Annotated in this window: 20 protein-coding genes; 8 read left to right on the top strand and 12 right to left on the bottom strand. The window is 40.0% G+C overall.

All coding sequences use genetic code 11. The features are described 5' to 3' along the window. Positions 1 to 58: 58 nt before the first annotated feature. Both PN450_RS01125 and ffh read right to left on the bottom strand, forming a co-directional pair. Positions 59 to 637 (bottom strand): Uma2 family endonuclease, encoded by a 579-nt coding sequence (locus PN450_RS01125; RefSeq protein WP_271835129.1) that lies wholly within the window; start codon positions 635 to 637, stop codon positions 59 to 61. A gap of 190 nt (positions 638 to 827) precedes the next feature. After that, complete coding sequence (gene ffh, locus PN450_RS01120) at positions 828 to 2,276, bottom strand: signal recognition particle protein (protein ID WP_015081396.1); 1,449 nt, start codon at positions 2,274 to 2,276, stop codon at positions 828 to 830. A gap of 26 nt (positions 2,277 to 2,302) precedes the next feature. On the opposite strand from ffh, the gene PN450_RS01115 reads away from it, so the two are divergent. Beyond that, positions 2,303 to 2,446, top strand: coding sequence for a hypothetical protein (locus PN450_RS01115; protein ID WP_271835127.1), 144 nt, complete (start codon positions 2,303 to 2,305; stop codon positions 2,444 to 2,446). A gap of 32 nt (positions 2,447 to 2,478) precedes the next feature. Further along, positions 2,479 to 2,604: a hypothetical protein gene (locus PN450_RS01110; protein WP_271835126.1), complete on the top strand. Its 126-nt coding sequence runs from the start codon at positions 2,479 to 2,481 to the stop codon at positions 2,602 to 2,604. Between the two features lie 7 nt (positions 2,605 to 2,611). On the opposite strand, the gene PN450_RS01105 is transcribed toward PN450_RS01110, so the two are convergent. Further along, the gene (locus tag PN450_RS01105) at positions 2,612 to 3,889 is read right to left on the bottom strand and encodes a M16 family metallopeptidase (RefSeq protein ID WP_271835125.1); all 1,278 of its coding nucleotides are present in this window, start codon (positions 3,887 to 3,889) and stop codon (positions 2,612 to 2,614) included. A 409-nt stretch (positions 3,890 to 4,298) separates the two neighbouring features. Next, a complete protein-coding gene (locus PN450_RS01100; RefSeq protein ID WP_271835123.1) occupies positions 4,299 to 5,018 on the bottom strand; it encodes a hypothetical protein in 720 nt (239 codons plus the stop codon). Between the two features lie 189 nt (positions 5,019 to 5,207). On the opposite strand from PN450_RS01100, the gene crtD reads away from it, so the two are divergent. Beyond that, a complete protein-coding gene (gene crtD / locus PN450_RS01095; RefSeq protein ID WP_271835122.1) occupies positions 5,208 to 6,722 on the top strand; it encodes a C-3',4' desaturase CrtD in 1,515 nt (504 codons plus the stop codon). A 184-nt stretch (positions 6,723 to 6,906) separates the two neighbouring features. On the opposite strand, the gene PN450_RS01090 is transcribed toward crtD, so the two are convergent. Together PN450_RS01090 and hslO are read right to left on the bottom strand one after the other, a co-directional pair. Then, complete coding sequence (locus PN450_RS01090; protein WP_271835121.1) at positions 6,907 to 8,982, bottom strand: chromosome segregation ATPase; 2,076 nt, start codon at positions 8,980 to 8,982, stop codon at positions 6,907 to 6,909. A gap of 164 nt (positions 8,983 to 9,146) precedes the next feature. After that, a complete protein-coding gene (hslO, locus tag PN450_RS01085; RefSeq protein ID WP_015081401.1) occupies positions 9,147 to 10,052 on the bottom strand; it encodes an Hsp33 family molecular chaperone HslO in 906 nt (301 codons plus the stop codon). Between the two features lie 237 nt (positions 10,053 to 10,289). On the opposite strand from hslO, the gene PN450_RS01080 reads away from it, so the two are divergent. Then, positions 10,290 to 10,673: a hypothetical protein gene (locus PN450_RS01080; protein WP_148760914.1), complete on the top strand. Its 384-nt coding sequence runs from the start codon at positions 10,290 to 10,292 to the stop codon at positions 10,671 to 10,673. Positions 10,674 to 10,723: 50 nt separating this feature from the next. Here PN450_RS01080 and PN450_RS01075 read toward each other — a convergent pair whose 3' ends face one another. Next, positions 10,724 to 11,593 carry a CPBP family intramembrane glutamic endopeptidase gene (locus PN450_RS01075; RefSeq protein WP_213712062.1) on the bottom strand — a complete coding sequence of 290 codons (870 nt, stop codon included), beginning with the start codon at positions 11,591 to 11,593 and terminating at the stop codon, positions 10,724 to 10,726. Between the two features lie 197 nt (positions 11,594 to 11,790). Then, positions 11,791 to 12,216: an AbrB family transcriptional regulator gene (locus tag PN450_RS01070; protein ID WP_015081404.1), complete on the bottom strand. Its 426-nt coding sequence runs from the start codon at positions 12,214 to 12,216 to the stop codon at positions 11,791 to 11,793. Between the two features lie 1,233 nt (positions 12,217 to 13,449). Here PN450_RS01070 and PN450_RS01065 point away from each other — a divergent pair. Genes PN450_RS01065 through PN450_RS01055 form a run of 3 tightly spaced genes read left to right on the top strand, consistent with a single transcriptional unit; the run spans position 13,450 to position 14,695 of the window. Beyond that, positions 13,450 to 14,445, top strand: coding sequence for a succinate dehydrogenase/fumarate reductase iron-sulfur subunit (locus PN450_RS01065; protein ID WP_271835120.1), 996 nt, complete (start codon positions 13,450 to 13,452; stop codon positions 14,443 to 14,445). A 4-nt stretch (positions 14,446 to 14,449) separates the two neighbouring features. Further along, the gene (locus PN450_RS01060) at positions 14,450 to 14,572 is read left to right on the top strand and encodes a hypothetical protein (protein WP_271835119.1); all 123 of its coding nucleotides are present in this window, start codon (positions 14,450 to 14,452) and stop codon (positions 14,570 to 14,572) included. Then, the gene (locus PN450_RS01055; RefSeq protein WP_271835117.1) at positions 14,573 to 14,695 is read left to right on the top strand and encodes a hypothetical protein; all 123 of its coding nucleotides are present in this window, start codon (positions 14,573 to 14,575) and stop codon (positions 14,693 to 14,695) included. Here the strand turns inward: PN450_RS01055 and PN450_RS01050 are convergent, their stop codons facing one another. The 4 genes from PN450_RS01050 to psbX form a co-directional block, all read right to left on the bottom strand. After that, positions 14,696 to 15,220: a TolB family protein gene (locus PN450_RS01050; protein WP_213712064.1), complete on the bottom strand. Its 525-nt coding sequence runs from the start codon at positions 15,218 to 15,220 to the stop codon at positions 14,696 to 14,698. A gap of 43 nt (positions 15,221 to 15,263) precedes the next feature. After that, positions 15,264 to 15,824, bottom strand: coding sequence for a TolB family protein (locus PN450_RS01045; RefSeq protein ID WP_213712065.1), 561 nt, complete (start codon positions 15,822 to 15,824; stop codon positions 15,264 to 15,266). 32 nt (positions 15,825 to 15,856) lie between these two features. Continuing rightward, positions 15,857 to 16,804: a Ycf66 family protein gene (locus PN450_RS01040; protein WP_213712066.1), complete on the bottom strand. Its 948-nt coding sequence runs from the start codon at positions 16,802 to 16,804 to the stop codon at positions 15,857 to 15,859. Positions 16,805 to 16,955: 151 nt separating this feature from the next. Continuing rightward, positions 16,956 to 17,075, bottom strand: a complete 120-nt coding sequence (gene psbX, locus PN450_RS01035; protein WP_015081410.1) for a photosystem II reaction center X protein — start codon at positions 17,073 to 17,075, stop codon at positions 16,956 to 16,958. Positions 17,076 to 17,327: 252 nt separating this feature from the next. Here psbX and PN450_RS01030 point away from each other — a divergent pair, with 252 nt between their 5' ends. Beyond that, positions 17,328 to 17,615, top strand: a complete 288-nt coding sequence (locus tag PN450_RS01030) for a YggT family protein (protein ID WP_015081411.1) — start codon at positions 17,328 to 17,330, stop codon at positions 17,613 to 17,615. The last annotated feature ends 160 nt before the right edge of the window (positions 17,616 to 17,775 follow it).

The raw sequence follows: 17,775 nt of genomic DNA, 5'->3' as shown, positions 1-17,775 counted from the left end.
GGTGTTAGTTGGTGCGGTTTTCATATCTCCGACTTCTTTGAGAAGTTGGGGATATTAATTAATATACAGGAAACACTTTACTTAAATCAAGCTGTAAATCAGTAAACCAAGGTAAAGATATAACCTGAGTAGGTAAAACAATTCGCTTATTTGTATACCCAAATATCCCCTGTTTATTTTGATATGGTTCACTGTAACATTCCAAGCAATTATCTAATAAATTAAATATCCAATAATCAGGTATTCCCGCTTTCGCATAAAGAGGTATTTTCACCTTTTGGTCATAGTCTATGGAAGAATCTGCAACTTCTATGACTAACAATATATCGCTCCCTTGTGGGTGAGATGAAAAATAATCATCATCACGGTTTTTGACAATGGCAAAATCTGGTTCTGGTTCGCTTTTGGGTGGTATACTAATAGGGGCTTGAGATTGCAGAATTGCTCTATCTTCTATAAGTTTTGGAAGTTCCTTTAATAGCTTTCTTAAACAAGTTTCATGTGCCGTACCTTTTGATACCATTTCTACTAATTCTCCGTTAATTAGTTGAATGTGATCATCTTCTTTTAAAAAGCCAATTTCGATGAGTTCGTGATATTCTTCTAGGGTGAAGCTTTTAACCTGAATTGTAGTCATATATCTTGCTCCATTTTACCAAAGGTAAATAAAGTTTTGAACACAAGCAGTGGCACTGATGAATATATTCACAATTATTATAGTGATTTGCGATCGCTTTGCGTTTTTGAAACCCTGCACAAACACCGTAGTTATTGCATTTGGCAAATCCCGAATTTATGGAATAAATCCGGGATTTTGTGCTTAAATTTTAAAGAGTCCCAAAACCTTTTTTCTTTTTCTCCTTCTTTTTCTTCGCTGGTGGTGCGCCACCGGGGTAGCCACGCCAGCCGGGTGAAGGACGATTTCCACCTGCTGCTAAGGGATTTCCACCGCCAAACATTCCTCCCATACCGGGAATGCCACCCTGTCCCATTTGCTGCATGAGCGATCGCATTTTTTGGAAGTCCGCTACCAGTTTGCTTACATCCGCTTCTCTATACCCAGAACCAGAAGCTATGCGGCGGCGACGACTGGGAGAACTTGATAATAAATCTGGATCACGGCGTTCTTTGCCCGTCATGGAATTGATCATAGCTTCACAGCGTTTTAGCTGGGTTTCTCCCTGCTTCAACTGATCCTCAGAAAGCTTGTTCATGCCCGGAATCATCTTCATAATTCCGCCCAAAGAACCCATGTTTTTCAACAACCGCATTTGCTTGAGAAAGTCAGTAAAATCAAATTTTGCTGACAGAATTTTCTCCTGCATTTGCTCCGCATCTGCCAAATCTATCTCTTCTTGGGCTTTTTCTACTAAAGTAAGAACATCCCCCATGCCCAAAATCCGCGAAGCCATGCGGTCAGGATAAAACGGTTGTAGAGCCTCGACTTTTTCCCCTACACCCACAAATTTAATCGGCGCACCGGAAATTTGCCGCACTGACAACGCCGCACCACCTCGGCTATCCCCATCCATTTTGGTCAGTATTGCCCCAGTAATGCCGATTTGGTTATGGAAGGTGCGAGTCAGATTTGCTGCCTCTTGCCCGGTCATTGCATCCACAACTAACAGGGTTTCATCGGGCTGGACTACTTCTTTGATGCGGGCTAATTCCGCCATCATATCTTCGTCTATTTGCAAGCGTCCGGCAGTATCAATAATTACTGTATTTATGCCTTCGGCTCTGGCGCGTTCCACACCTTGACGGGCTATTTCTACGGGGTCTGCTGCAATTCCCAGTTCAAATACGGGGACATCAATTTGCTTACCAAGGGTAATTAATTGGTCAATAGCTGCGGGACGATAGATGTCTGTAGCCACTAATAAGCAACTACGGTCTTGTTTGCGTAAATGCAAGGCTAATTTTGCGGTAGCTGTGGTTTTACCGGTTCCTTGCAAACCAGCCATTAACACAACGGTGGTTTTCCCCGCAACTTCTGCGAGGGGAACATTTTCTTCTCCCATCACCTGCACTAATTCATCATAAACAATTTTGATGAATTGTTGGTCAGGACGTACACCAGCGATAACTTCAGCCCCCTGGGCCTTGGTTTCGACTTCGCTAATAAAATCTTTGACTACCTGGAGGTTAACATCTGCTTCCAATAAAGCCCGACGCACTTCCCGCAAAGCGTCTTGTATATTGGATTGGGAGATTTTATCCTGTCCTCGCAGTTTTTTCCAGGCGGATTCTAAACGGTCAGATAGTGCATCAAACATAATTCAGTTACAACGTAGTTAGTCTGTTGTCAGTAGGGGCGAAGCATTTGGAAGATAAATTATCGGTCATTGCCAAAAATAGTTCTCCAAATGCTTCGCCCGTACAGTGGTTAGTTGTTAGTAGGGGCGAAGCATTTGGAAGATCAATTATCGGTCATTGCCAAAAATAGTTCTCCAAATGCTTCGCCCGTACAGTGGTTAGTTGTTAGTAGGGGCGAAGCATTTGGAAGATAAATTATCGGTCATTGCCAAAAATAGTCCTCCAAATGCTTCGCCCGTACAGTTGTCAGTTGTTAAGAACAGATTACCAATGACTAATGACAAATGACAAATCATTAAATAGGTTTGATGACAACAACACCATAAGCATCTGGGGAAAGATAATCTTTTGCAGCTTGGATTAAATCAGTTGCTGCCTGTGCTTGAATATATTGGGGATAATTAAAAGCTGGTTCTAAATCACCAATTAATGACTGATAATAACCATACAACCCAGCGCGATCACTTGGTGTTTCATTCCCAAATATAAACCGATTGGCTACACGTTGTTGAACACGGGCAATTTCTGATTCTTTGACAAATTCTGTTTGTAATGTGCGAAGATGTTGAATAATACCTGCTTCCACAACCGCTAAATTTTCGACATCACATTTAGCAGAAATCGAAAACACACCTTGCAATAAATTACTCATATTGCTCACAGAAATTGAAGATACTAATCCCCGTTCTTCCCGTAAATCTCGCACTAATCTAGATGTTCTCCCATGTCCTAAAATTCCTGCTAAAACATCAAGTGCATAAGTTTGATCTAATTCCATCAATCCAGGTACTCGCCACATCATTACTAATCTGGCTTGTTGAAGAGTTTCATCAACAACTTCCCTGCGGACTATTTCTGTAAATGCAGGTTCAGGAATTGCTGCTACTGATGTTAGTTTGTTGGTTGTTTGTTGATAATTTTTACTAAATTCTTCGGCGATAATTTCTACTAATTCTTCTACTGGTAAATTACCCACAGCGACTGCTGTAATTGACTGAGGTTGATACCAATGACCATGAAAATCTCGCATTTGTTGCGGTTTAACTTGAGCAACAACTGCTTCTGGTCCAAGTACGGGACGACGATAGGGTAAGGAATCAAAAGCGGTTTCCATGACATGACGAGAAATTCGCCGCCGAGGGTTATCCTCAGAACGTCTAATTTCTTCCAAAACTACTAAACGTTCTCGTTCAAAAGCATCATCAGGAATACTAGGATTACAAACAACATCTATTTGTAAAGGTGCTAATTCGGCAAAATCTTTAGGGGCAGTTGTGGTATAATAGTGTGTATAATCTTGGCTGGTGGCAGCATTAGTGACAGCACCGCGCTCTTCAATCCGGCGCTCAAATTCACCACTAATTAACTTCTGTGTACCCTTAAAAATCATGTGTTCTAAAAAGTGAGCCATGCCATTAATTGCATCTGACTCCATTGCTGAACCGGTTTTGACCCATAAATTGAGATTAACCGCGTCTATTGGCATTTGTTCGGCGATAATGGTTAAACCATTTGGCAGATGGTGCAGAGTGGGTGCGTTAAGACGCGGAAAATTTAGCAGAGTTGATGTCATTGCTTGTGGTGAGTGAAGAGCTTTGTTACTTCCTATATCTTACAACTTTCTTGATGGTGTAAACATTGTCAAGACTTTTGAAAGAAGTTAAGAATCTTATTGATTAGTTTTTTCCTTAGTCTCAAACCTCATTTATTTTCTCTATAAATTGTTGTATATAGTAAGTATTATTCCCTGGATTCTCCGAAACTAACTTATCATTTATCATGCCTAATTAATAATTAATTTTAGGACTTACGCAAGACTCATGGAATAACGAACCACAGAGGCACAGAGGTCACGGAGAAATGAGGATTGGAGAGATGTTTTGCGTAAGTCCTAAATTTATTCAAGAATAATTAGGTTGGGACAAATGCCCAACCCATACAATAGAAAAATAAGAAATGTCTCTACACTACTTGTTTACTCATTATGAAAATACTGAAGCACTGATTTGTTGTGCTGGGGAAGGGGAAGGGGAAGATGATAAAAATTTCTCGACTAACAATTGCTGGAAAATGTTGACATCATTTTGCCAATTAGCAATTATTTGTTGTAAGTCTTGTATTCTTTCCGTAACGGTATTTCCGGTGAGAGGATAATTCAAGTTACCAGAAAATAAAATAGCTGGTGTTACCTGTTCCCCAAACTGGACATTTACTTGATTAATAGCTAAATTCAGAACTCCCCGTTTTAAGGGATAACTTAACTCTAATCCAGCATTGACTTTACTTCCTCCAAATTCCTGCCAAGAACCTGGGGCTAAAAGTCTACCACATATATATTGATGAGCATCGGCTTCTGATGTAAAACCGACCACTGCTTTGGGGTTAATTCCTACTGCTTGATACTCTACTTGGGATAATTTTTCAACCAATTGTCGTGCAACTGTGGCGAGTTGAATTTCTGCTGGTGGTTTCCCTGCTATCATCTCTAACACATTCAGTCGGTTAGGTTGAACAATGATTCCCACACCGTTTTTATAAACCAACTGAACTAAATTATTATTGTAAACTGGTTGATTTGCTAGTTCCCAGTCTGAAGGAATAATCCCTGTATATTTGAGGAAATCTGGGTTGAGAACTGCGGGATTGAGATTTTTCGCTACGAGAGAAATTGCTATTTCTGTGAGTTGTAAACTATTACTCATACACTTCTGGTTATGGCTGAATTGATTAACAGTATAAACACTGTCTAACCTAGTATAAGTGAAAAGTAACGTATTTGTAATTATTTATCTAAATAATCAGTAATCAACCTGAGTATACAGTGCTTATACTTAACTTTTAGCTTTAGAGATTGATTTATTGTAAACTAATAATTAGTAATATTAAGAATTATGACAAATCCTACTCACACAAAAAATCAATCCCGCATTATCGTCATCGGTGCGGGTATAGGTGGACTTACATCTGGTGCATTATTAGCCCATAGAGGTTATAACGTCCTTATCCTCGACCAAGCAATAGTTCCCGGTGGTTGCGCTTCCACATTCAAACGTCAGGGATTTACCTTTGATGTTGGTGCGACGCAAGTAGCAGGTTTAGAACCTGGGGGAATTCATCACCGCATTTTCTCAGAATTAAATATAGAATTACCCGCAGCTACACCTTGCGACCCAGCCTGTGCTGTATATCTTCCAGGAGAGTCCACACCCATTAATGTCTGGCGTGATTCTCAAAAATGGCAAGCAGAACGCCAAAAACAGTTTCCGGGAAGTGAACCTTTTTGGCAATTATTAACCACTTTATTTAATGCTAGTTGGGAATTTCAAGGACGTGATCCTGTTTTACCACCCCGGAATTTATGGGATTTAGGACAATTAATCAAAGCAGTGCGTTCAAGTACATTTATTACCGCGCCTTTCACTTTTATGACAGTGGGGGATGCTTTGCGATTATATGGTTTAGGAAATGATCAAAGACTGCGGACATTTTTAGATTTACAACTCAAGTTATATTCTCAAGTCAGTGCGGAAGAAACAGCTTTACTTTATGCAGCAACGGCTTTGAGTGTATCCCAATTGCCCCAAGGGTTATTTCATCTCCAAGGAAGTATGCAAGTATTGAGCGATCGCTTGGTAGAATCCTTAGAAAGAGATGGTGGTAAACTATTAATGCGCCACACCGTTGAAAAAATCCAAGTTGAAAATAACCAAGCTAAATCCGTAAATATTAAAAATCAGAAAACCGGGGAAACTTGGACAGAATCAGCAGATCATATCATTGGTAATGTCACCGTTCAAAACTTAGTCCAATTATTAGGAGAAAATGCGCCATCTGGATATAAACAAAGAGTAGAAAAACTCCCACCAGCTTCCGGTGCATTTGTGATTTATTTAGGTGTAGATAAAAGTGCAATTCCTCCTAATTGTCCACCGCATTTACAATTTTTATATGATGTAAATAAACCCATTGGGGAAAATAATTCCCTATTTGTATCTGTAAGTCATGAAGGAGACGGCCGCGCACCATTAGGAAAAGCCACAATTATCGCTTCTTCCTTTGTTGATTTTACGACCTGGTGGAAAACTCAAAATTATGAAGAGTTAAAACAAAAATTCACCCAAGATGCAATTTCTAAACTTTCTGAATATTTCTATTTAAAACCAGAAACTATCATTTATGTAGAAGCAGCCACACCTCGCACCTTTGCTCATTATACAGGTAGAGAAAAGGGAATTGTGGGCGGTATTGGTCAAAGAATTCCTACCTTTGGACCCTTTGGTTTTGCTAATCGGACTCCCATTAATAATTTGTGGTTAGTTGGTGATTCTACACACCCTGGAGAAGGAACTGCGGGAGTTAGTTATTCAGCTTTGACGGTAGTTAGACAAATTCAAGCTCAAGGGTAGAATTCTTTTTTATCACGCAGAGGCACTCCAGAGGCGGATAAGAGAGCGCACAGAATAGTTAGTGATTCAAAATCAACACGTTGCTAAATTTAAGTATGAAATTGAAAAATCAAGGATTCCTCAATCTTAATCTTTGCGCCTTGGCGTGAGACTAATTTATACTTAAAATTAGCAAAATTATCCATTAATTAGGACTTCCTGAAGGCTGAGATTCTGGAACTGCTGGTGTTAGTTCAGGTATAGATTCCACAGACGGACTAGGAGGGGATTTGGGAATCATAAGTTGCCGCCAAGTTCTAATTTGTTCTCGAGAGTCAGTGTAAGCACTACTACCACGAGGGATTAACTTAGCCGTATCAATTGCTTTAGCCACATCTACCTCACTTTGAGAACGTGCCATTTCTAACAACTGTTGACTCCACTGGTCAATAGCAATATTCACATCTAAACGTAAACTGTTACGACTAGATACCCGATTTGCCAACTGAATAGCTTCAACTAAAGCTTCTGGTGTGCCAGTAACTGCTACTTGCTTGGCTTTTTGCCAACTGTCTTTAGCGCGAATTTGGTCTTGCCAAGTATCTATAGATGATTGGGCTTCACTCGATAAAGCGCGTCCTGAAGAGGCGATTTTTTGGGCTTCACTAATAGCCGTTGTTAAATTACCACTGTCGGCTAATGCCTTGGCTTGATCTAAATATGGTTGATCTTGAATGCGCTCAATTTTAGCTGTCCATAGCCTCATCTTTTTTCTGGCTTCTGGATATAATGCTCGTCCAGAACGAATTTGATTAAGTTCAGCGATCGCTGTTTGCAATGAGTTAACATCCTCACCGATGGCTATTTGTTCTGCCCGATCTAAATATGGTCTATCTTCAATCGTTTCCACTTGTCCACGCCAACGGCCAATTTCTTGACGGGCTTCTGTACCACGGGGATTATTCCCAGGAATTAGCTGTACTTCCGAAATAGCTGCTGTTAAATCATTAACCGTGCCTTGACTGGCGAGATTTCGGGCTTTCTCTAACCGAGAAACATCTTCAATTTCTAATTGCCAACGCGCAATTAATTGTTGTGCCTCATTATAAACATCCCTAGAAGCATCTATTTGTTGAGCTTGAGAAATAGCAGTTTCTAACCCAGCCGCAGTCCCAATAAAAGCACTTCTTTGGGCTTCACCCAAAACCATAAAATCATCAACTTCAGCTTGTAATTCAGGAATAGGCGGAATTTGTCGGGCAATTTCCAATGCTGCATCCGCATTTCGCTCTTTCATCTTTGCTTGTGCGAGTGTGAGCATTTTTCGAGCAAATCCTGATATTAACTCTTTGGCTTTTTGATATAAATAACTTTCTGGTTTAATCGCCTCAGCTAGTTTAATAGCTTTGAGTAAATTATCTAAATTGCGACTCTTTGCTAAATCTTCTGCTTTGTAAAGTTTATCCCCATCTTCCCGCGCTGTAACAATAATGTTATTTAATTGATCATATTTAGTGCTTGCCCAGTATTTATTATCTACCCGCAGTAATTTAGCTGTGAGCATAAAAGCCGATTGCCAATGTCGTTGACGCAGTTCTTTTTCAGCTTCTTGGTAAATTCCTTCAGCCTTTGACCAAATCGTTTGCCATTTTTGAATTTGTTCTTCAACCAGTTCACTAACCTTGACATCAGGAGGAATTTTTCGGGCTGTAGCGATCGCTTCCTCCAAATTCCCTCCTTGGAAACTCTGATCAGCTAATTTTAAAATATCCCGTGACCATTCCTCCAAAAGACGATTAATTTCGCCTCGTAGTGGGTGATTTTCTGGTAATTGCTTGACGAGAGTAATCGCTTGCAGCAAATCATTAATAGTTTGCTTAGAAGCCGCCAACTGAGCGCAGTGTACCCTCACTGACGCACTAGCCAAAGGCCAGAAAATCTGTGGACAATTAGGGGCAGATGGTAACTTAAACAGGATGGATAGAGCGAGAAAACCCATACTTCCAGGAATTAAAGTTAATACTGCTGCCCAAACTACCCAATTTTTAGTCCAAGGGGGCAATTTCTCAATTAAAACACTGAGATTAAAAGTAGATTCTGAATTATCATTTATCGCCAAACCTGTGCCATCTGGCTTTTTGCTTTTCTTCATGGACTGAGAATTAGCACCAATTGCAGCAGTATCAGCAGTTTGATTATTTGATATATAGTTGGGTTCAAACCCAATTGGTTCTCCTGCTTGGTCCGAAGACCAATTATCTGGAATATCCCGCTCTGTCATTGCTCACACCACACTAATTGAATAGCGATATGAAAGTAGGTAGATCAATATAGATAATTTTATGTTTGCTATCCTAACTTTCCCATCTAGAAAAACCCATCCGAGAAATTCATCACCCTCATCAATAACATTACTGTTTTTTGGTTTGAGTGTGACTAGTTACATTAACCAGAAATTGCAGATTCTCTTTGCAAATCTCCAATTAACTGGGTTAAATCATCACTACTTGCTTGATAAATATTACCGCAAAACTCACAAGTTGCTTCTGCACCATTATCTTTCACAATCATGTCTTGTAGTTCCGCTTCTCCCAATATTTTCAGCGCCCCTAGCACCCGATCAAAAGAGCAGCCACAATGAAAGCGTAACATCTGAGTTTCCGGAAATATGTTCAATCCCATATCTCCTAACAAATCGTTAAAAATTTCTATCAGTGTTTTACCTGCTTGCAGTAATGGCGTAAACCCGGATAAAGCCGAAACCCGTGATTCTAATGTAGCCACTAACTCCTCATCCCTCGCAGCTTTCGGTAACACCTGTATCAATATTCCTCCGGCAGCCGTCACACCCTGTTCTCCCACAAACACACCCAAAACTAAAGCGGAAGGAGTTTGTTCAGAATTTGCTAAATAGTGAGCAACATCGTCACCTATTTCCCCAGAAACAAGTTCTACCGTACTAGAGTAAGGAAAGCCATGGCCAATATCGCGGACTACATAAAGAAAACCTGTACCCACTGCCCCCCCAACATCTAGTTTACCCTGATCATTAGGAGGCAGTTCCACAGAGGGATTACCAACATAGCCCCTAACAGTGCCATCTAAGCCCGCATCTGCCAATATCCCACCTAAAAGACCATCGCCCTTAACTCGCACATTTACCCTAGAACCGACCCGTTTCATACTGGAAGCCATCAACAAACCAGCCGCCATACTTCTTCCCAAAGCTGCTGTAGCCACATAAGATAATTTATGGCGTTGTCTAGCCTCTTCTGTTAACCGGGTGGTAATCACGCCTACAGCCTTAATACCACCATCCGCCGCAGTCGCACGAATCAATTGATCTGCCATGAAAAACCTTACAATTCTTTACAAGATGACTTTTATATTCTAAGTTGTTTCGAGTCAGAAGAAGGAAGAAGGAGTCAGGAGTCAGGAGTCAGGAGGAAGAAGGAAGGAAGGAAGAAGGAAGGAAGGAAGAAGGAAGGAAGAAGGAAATTACCCAATTACCAATTACCAATTACCAATTACCAATTACCAATTACCAATTACCAATTACCAATTACCAATTACCAATTACTAATTACTATGCTAGGTACATTTCAACAAAGCCAAATCCGTATTGAAATCGCAGCATCAGCCAATGCCATTCATGACAGTATTTTGCATCCTGCACAACTAAAAAAATGGCTATTGGGGCAAAGTTTCCCCCCAGAAATGCCCACAGAATTACCGTCAGGATTTGAATTTACTACTCACACAGGGCCCATATCCATTCATCATCGAGTAGACGTAGTAAAACCCAATTGCCTGCGCTTACTACTGAGTGGAGGCATTGACGGCTTTCACGAATGGTACTGGGGAGAAGGCTGGATACAATCCCGATTAGAAGGCATATCCATCCTACCCCTAAACTTAGGACAAACCCTGAGCTTAGTCAGCTTACGCCAATTCTTAACCACAATCAAGTAATTCTTCTATTCTTTGCGCCTTTGCTTCTTTGCGACTTTGCGCGAAAAACACTAGTTAAAAATTCCAGATACCCATAAAAGCACTCCCCCCGTCGCCGAAACACACATAATTCCTGTTAACCCCGCGAGGGGTTTTTTATTGATACCTGTCACCCATGCAGAAACTTTATCTGTATAGGTGATTAATCCTGCTGTATCTATAGTAGCGATCGCCCATACCCAACCAGCATGAAGTCCCCAAGCTATTCCTAAATTATGCCCATCAGCTAATCTGGCTAATACCAATACCATACCCATGAGCCATAATCCAGGCAGTTGAGGAAGAGTTTCTGTTTGTTCCCAGACCAAATGTAAGACAGCAAAAATCGAGCTAGAAATAATTGCAGCTAACCAAATTGAATAATTCTGTTCTAATTGAGTGAATATAAAGCCCCGAAATACCAGTTCTTCGATTCCCCCCACAAACAAAGCCACTAGGGAAATTGTCAATAAACTAGATGGTATTAACTTGAGATGAGATTTTTCTAAATAGCACCAACCAGCGCAAATTTGCCCAAGAAATACGATAGCTAGACTGAAAACACCCAAGCCAAAACCTAGCAATAAAGAAGCGAAAATAGAAACTTCCCCTACTAATCCATAATCAGGGAAAGAACCCAATTTCAACCATTGAAATCCCCAGAGAATGAGAGGGACTAATAAATAGAGAGATACTAATAAAGGAATTTTTTGCTCAGGTTGTAAAGATTTATGTATTTGCCAATTTAAGGTAATGGCTAAAATTGCTACCAATGGCAACCAGCAACCTATCCAAACAATAAAAAAAGCCATGACCAAAAATACTGGTGTATCTTTGATAAACTCCAGCAAAGGATTGGCCGATAACTCTAAAAATGACAGCGCAATAGACATAAAAAACATGACTAACTTCCTGCAACAACAGATTTCTTGATTATTCATCAAGACTCTACTAGAATTTGTGACTAATGGAAGAGGCCAAAACGTTTTTTATGTCTTATGCCACTGAAATTATTTAACTACAGCTACTAATTAGCGGTAGCTTTAGGGATAAATTTTTCAGCATTAACGGAAAAACCAGCCCTGATAGGTGAAAAAATTTATTCTTCTGCGTCTGATTCATCAGCACCATCATCTGACTGGGTTAATTGTTTGTCACCTTCACCAAGTTGAATTAAGTGAATATGTTTGTAACCTAGTCTAATTTCAAATTCATCACCGGGCTTTAGGTTCATCGCTTTGGTGTAAGTTGCACCAATCACAATTTGACCATTTTGATGAACACTAACCCGGTATGTCGGTTCGCGGCCACGTCCATCTTTTGGTGCTTCTGGGCTGAGGGGAATGCCTCTAGCTGACAATAAAGCATCATAAAAGTCTGTTAAATTAACCCGAACTTGGCTATTTTTAGTAACGGTGTAATAACCACATTGCTTTGCTCTTTCCCGACGTGGTAAAGTGGAAAGTTCTTTAACTTTCGCTAGTAATGTTTTTCCAGTTAATGGGGCAGTTGCGGTTTCAGCCATTATGTTCTAATTTTCCTTAATCTCTTCAAATTGATAGCGTAGCATGGCGTTAGCCATTTAAAAATTTTCTTGTGAGTCCAGTATTGAGCAATCAGCGCAACTGGACTTCAGAAATAAACAAAACATGAGGGTGATGGGTGAATTCCTGCTGATATGGAAGCAACGAATGACTCTATCATAGTTATCTATAATAGGTTTCTAAGTCATAGTTACCACAAACATTTATTTCAGTAATTTTACTGCGCTTTTAACCATCATTGGCCATCAGAAATTAAATTATTTTCTCTTTGGGCGCTGTTGTATCGGTGTAACTTCAAGCCACCTTTACAAATCAGGTTAGTTCTACTCCAAAAAAGTCGTAGAGCCAATAAATTACAGGTTTTTCACATTCACTGCCAATCTTACTTGCTTTTGAGTTATCGGCTTGCACCTAATTCTCTTCTTTAGCTGAAGATAGCATATATTTGTATGTGGTCTAACGAACATACACCCTTTTATTCTGCCAGTAGAGACATGAATTTTCCAGTCTCTACATTACGAGTAAACTTAGAAGTGTTAGCCGTGCTTATGCGGTTATTGTCTCTAATTTTGTTAGTTCGTAATTTTCTATTAAATACTAGCATGAAATAATAATAGCAAAATATTTTTTGAATTTAAAATTCACATTTCGGTTAAATTTTGATCTCACGCGCTGGAGTTGAGGAGGTAAAATGCAGTAGAGATTTTCCCAAGGCTTCATACTGTCATGAGGAGAATGTCAAGACTTTTATGAAAGTTAATCTAATTCCGACTAGCTTTCTTGGAGTGAATCAGTTAAATTATAGAGTTTCTATGGCTTCGCTACGCCAGCTATCAGTGACTAGAAACAAAAACCGGGGTGGAAAATCCCCATTATTGATCACCGTCAGATTCAAAGCTCTCGTCAGATTATCTACGTCTGTCTAGGGGAAGAATAAATTTACCACATCTATGGGGTATTTGATAGCCATGAGGAAAGATGTTCACTTGCTTTAACACTTCTATATATTTAAAGATGTAGAATTTTGATAACTAGGGCTTGACGAAAGAAGTATTAAGTGTAAAGGATTAAGGGTGAAGGCTGCGGTCAAGTCAAGCATAAGAGAAAATGTCTGTTTATACTTCATGCTTTGGACTTCATCCCTCCCTAGCTTCATGATTTTGAGGTGGGTAAGGCATAGAGAAGATTTGAACCCAAGATTTGGATTGATAATAATGGAAGTTATTTTTAAGATTACTCGACAACAAGAAAATTCTCACCCTGTTTTCAAATCCTACGTTTTGGAGGTAGAACCAGGGAATACTATCCTGGATTGTCTCAATCAGATTAAGTGGGAACAAGATGGAACTTTAGCATTTCGCAAAAATTGCCGCAATACAATTTGTGGTAGTTGTGCTGTGCGGATTAATGGGCGTTCTGCTTTGGCTTGTAAGGAAAATGTGGGGAGTGAACTGGCTAGACTGGAGAAAATATCATCATTTGCAAATCAGTCTCAGGCTACTCCAGAAATTACAGTTGCACCTTTGGGGAATATGCCTGTAATTAAAGATTTGGTTGTGGATATGAATGGTTTTTGGAATAATTTGCAGAAAGTTGCCCCTTATGTAAGTACAGCAAGTAGACAAGTTCCCGAAAGAGAGTTCTTACAAACGCCTCAAGAGCGATCGCTTCTTGATCAAACGGGCAATTGTATTATGTGTGGGGCTTGTTATTCTGAATGTAATGCTCTGGAAGTCAATCCTGACTTTGTTGGTCCCCATGCCTTAGCTAAAGCCTATCGCATGGTGGCAGATTCCCGCGATAGTAATACAGAAGAACGATTGGAAAACTATAGCGCAGGAACTCAAGGAGTTTGGGGTTGTACTCGTTGTCTATATTGTGATTCAGTTTGTCCCATGGAAGTTGCCCCATTAGAGCAAATCACTAAAATTAAACAGGAAATTCTGGAACGTAAAGAAGCGAGTGATAGTCGCTCAATTCGTCACCGTAAAGTTTTAGTAGATTTAGTCAAACAAGGTGGTTGGATTGATGAACGTCAATTTGGGATTCAAGTAGTTGGTAATTATTTCCGCGATTTACAAGGTTTACTCAGTCTTGCACCTTTAGGTTTAAGAATGCTAGTCAAAGGCAAATTCCCCCTTTCCTTTGAACCATCCCAAGGAACTCAAGAAGTGCGATCGCTCATCGAATCTGTACAAAATACTGATTAGTCAGTTGTTAGTAGGGGCGAAGCATTTGGAAGATAAATTATCGGTCATTGCCAAAAATAGTTCTCCAAATGCTTCGCCCGTACAGTTGTCAGTGGTCAGTTGTCAGTTGTCAGTTGTTCGTTGTTAGTTGTTAGTAGGGGCGAAGCATTTGGAAGATAAATTATCGGTCATTGCCAAAAATAGTTCTCCAAATGCTTCGCCCGTACAGTTGTCAGTTGCAAAAGAATATTTCTTTCCTCTGCACCTCTGACTAACTGGGATCTTGAGGAATATTCAATTTTCGCCCAAAACGGTCATAAACTAAAATATCCCATTGTCCATTATTGCTATATTCAAACGCAATTCTACTACCATCAGCACTAATAGTAGGATTGCGGACTTCTCCTTGGATATCACCAGCTAAATTTCGTGATTGACGCACATCTCGATCATAAAAAACAATTTGTGTTCGTCCTTGACGACTAGCAGCAAAAACAATGAATTTACCATTATCAGATGATGCAGGATGGGAAGCAATCGTATCAAAAGAATTTAAACCTGGTAAATCCACCAAATTCCGAGTCACCGTATCAAACATATATACATCTTGACTGCCTCGGCGATCGCTCGTAAACACCATATATCTTCCCGAAATTTGCGGATTTAACTCCGATGAAAAACTATTAAGACTCCTACCCCCCGAATCAAATGGGTAACTGAGTAACCGCGGATAGCCAAAACACCCAGTTAATAGAGTTGAGCATAAAATTAAAATAATTGATAATTTATAATTCATTTAGAGATGAGGGAACAGGGAAAAGTTTTTTAATTTTTAATTTTTAATTTTTAATTGGTACTGTTGCACCATTAGGAATATCTAACTCAATAGTTGGACCCCTATCGAGAACTTCAATATCCCATTGTCCACGACCAGCAGATTCAAACGCAACATAACGCCCGTCAGGACTAATAGTAGGATTTCTCACCCAACCACGAAAGGTGGGAGTCAGAATTTGTGAATTTTGCGAAGCCCGATCATAGAGTGCTACAACTGGTCTACCTTGATCACTGGTAATATAACAAATGTAGCGTCCTGTATAACTCAAACTAGGACTTTCCGCAATTACAGATTGTCGGTTTAAGCCCGGTGTGGGCATAAAACTTTGATTTTCTAAATCGTATACTAACAACTGCTGACGACGAGAACGATTGGAAATAAAAGCCAAAAAACGGCCATTACCACTCATTGCCGGTTGTTCTTCAGTATATCGGCTATTCAGAGAAGTTACTCCCATGGGGATATTATCAGCAGCACAAGATATTAGTAAACTTGTCAGTCCAAAAATTAGGCTCCAATAAATAGACTGTTGGAGCCAGAAGCTAGGTGTAAATGTTTTCACATTACTGTTTTCCGTCGTCCACCCCAAATGTTTTAAATATCGTCATCAAAATCGGAATTATCCGGCTCATTATTGGGCTTATTAATGGGATTGTATGGTACATAATCCGTTGGTATAGCCTCATCATCATCCTGTCTTCTGGGCGGAACTGAGTCTCTGGGAGGACGACGTTTTCTGGGTCTAGGAGTAGGAGCAACATCATCCTCTCGGCTTTCTGGGCGTTGGGGGCGATTATTACCGCTATTACTGTTATTACCGCTATTATTGCGACGTGGTGGTTTTCTTACATCATCTTGAGAATTTGCACCTTCCCAATCATCAACTTGTCTGGGAGCAGAACCCCAATTTTCCTCTGTATTACTCTCACTGGGACGACTGACTGAACGCCCAGAATTAGGACGACGCTTTCTTTCTCCTGAATCTGGTCTTTCCCTGTTCCGTGGGTTTGGTGAACTGCGTGGTGGTTGTTCTTCGTAATAGTCATCACGGGGAGAACGTTCATCTCGACTACCGCGAATTCTCGGACGTTGAGGAGCTTCTTCCTCTTCTTCATAAGGTAGCGGTTCTAAATCTGCATCCATCTCAGCTTGATAATTGCGCCGCTCAGAATAAGAATATTTCCTGCTAACCTCGCGTTCATCGTCCACAATGGGAGTATTGCGTTTAGCTTGTTGAGTAGCGATACTCCGCAGACGAATACTTTCAACCGCAAAAAATACCGTAGAACCTACCAAAAGCAACTGACCAAATTGTAAAATTGGATCAAGTCGCCATCCTTGGAAGACAAGAATAAAGCCGCATAATAAGCCAACCGCTGCAAAAAAGATGTCTTGATCTCTTGACAGTTCTGGCCGGACAGTCCTAAGAAAGTACAGTGCTGCTCCAGCTACAGCCAGGAAAATTCCCAGAATACTGGCTGAGTTCGCTCCAAAATTTACCTGAGCTAAAACACTGGCTGAGTTCAGCCCAAAATTAACCATTGGCGTTTTCCTAATATCAAATCTATATTAACGAGTTACACTTACCATCACTATTTTAACCAGTCATAATATTGTAGAAGAAGAATACTGGAGTTCAGAAGTCCAGGAGAAAGGAGAAGACAATTCTTCCCCAGTCCCCAGTCCCTAAAAATTAAAAACGTTGGATTTTATCTTTTTGGCTAATGAAAATTAGACCAATGGTAGCAGGGATAACGACAATCGCAGTCCCAAAAACCAAACTCCAAAGAAAATTTGCTAAAGAGGGTGTCATAGTTCTCAACCTTTTTTTACACAGTTTATTCTCATTTTAATCCTGGATTACTTTCTTGAAAAGTAGAACAGGATTATCTATCCAACTTGGTATCTACTTGATTGATGATCCCAAGTCAATAACTTTGTTTTTCCATTCTCACAATAAAATGACACCATTTAGTTAAAATTAAAAAAGAATGCGTTACAAAACTTAAAATTTCTCAACTTAGGTCTAAGTTGAGGATGTTCTCACAAATATTAGCTAAACAAAATGACTGGTGTTAACTTGACTACTTGGATTCTTGGCCCCTTTTTGGGAGTGATGACGTTTTTATTTATTTTCCGCATTATTCTGACTTGGTATCCCCAATTCCATCTCAACCGTTTACCTTTTAGTCTGATCGCTTGGCCGACTGAACCCTTCTTAATCCCGTTGCGGAAGTTAGTACAACCTATTGGTGGTGTAGATATTACCCCGATTATCTTAGTAGCGATTTTTAGTTTTATTCGGGAAATTTTACTAGGTCAGCAAGGGTTACTGACCATGTTATATAGGTAATGGGTAATGGGTAATGGGTAATGGGTAATGGGTAAGAATTTTACCAATCACCAATCACCAATCACCAATCACCAATCACCAATCACCAATCACCAATCACCAATCACCAATCACCAATCACCAATCACCCATTACAGCATTTTCATATCCTGAACAAAGC

The sequence above is a fragment of the Dolichospermum lemmermannii CS-548 genome, from assembly GCF_028330815.1.
Classification (GTDB): Bacteria; Cyanobacteriota; Cyanobacteriia; order Cyanobacteriales; family Nostocaceae; genus Dolichospermum; species Dolichospermum lemmermannii.
This window is presented reverse-complemented; position numbering and strand designations above follow the sequence as displayed.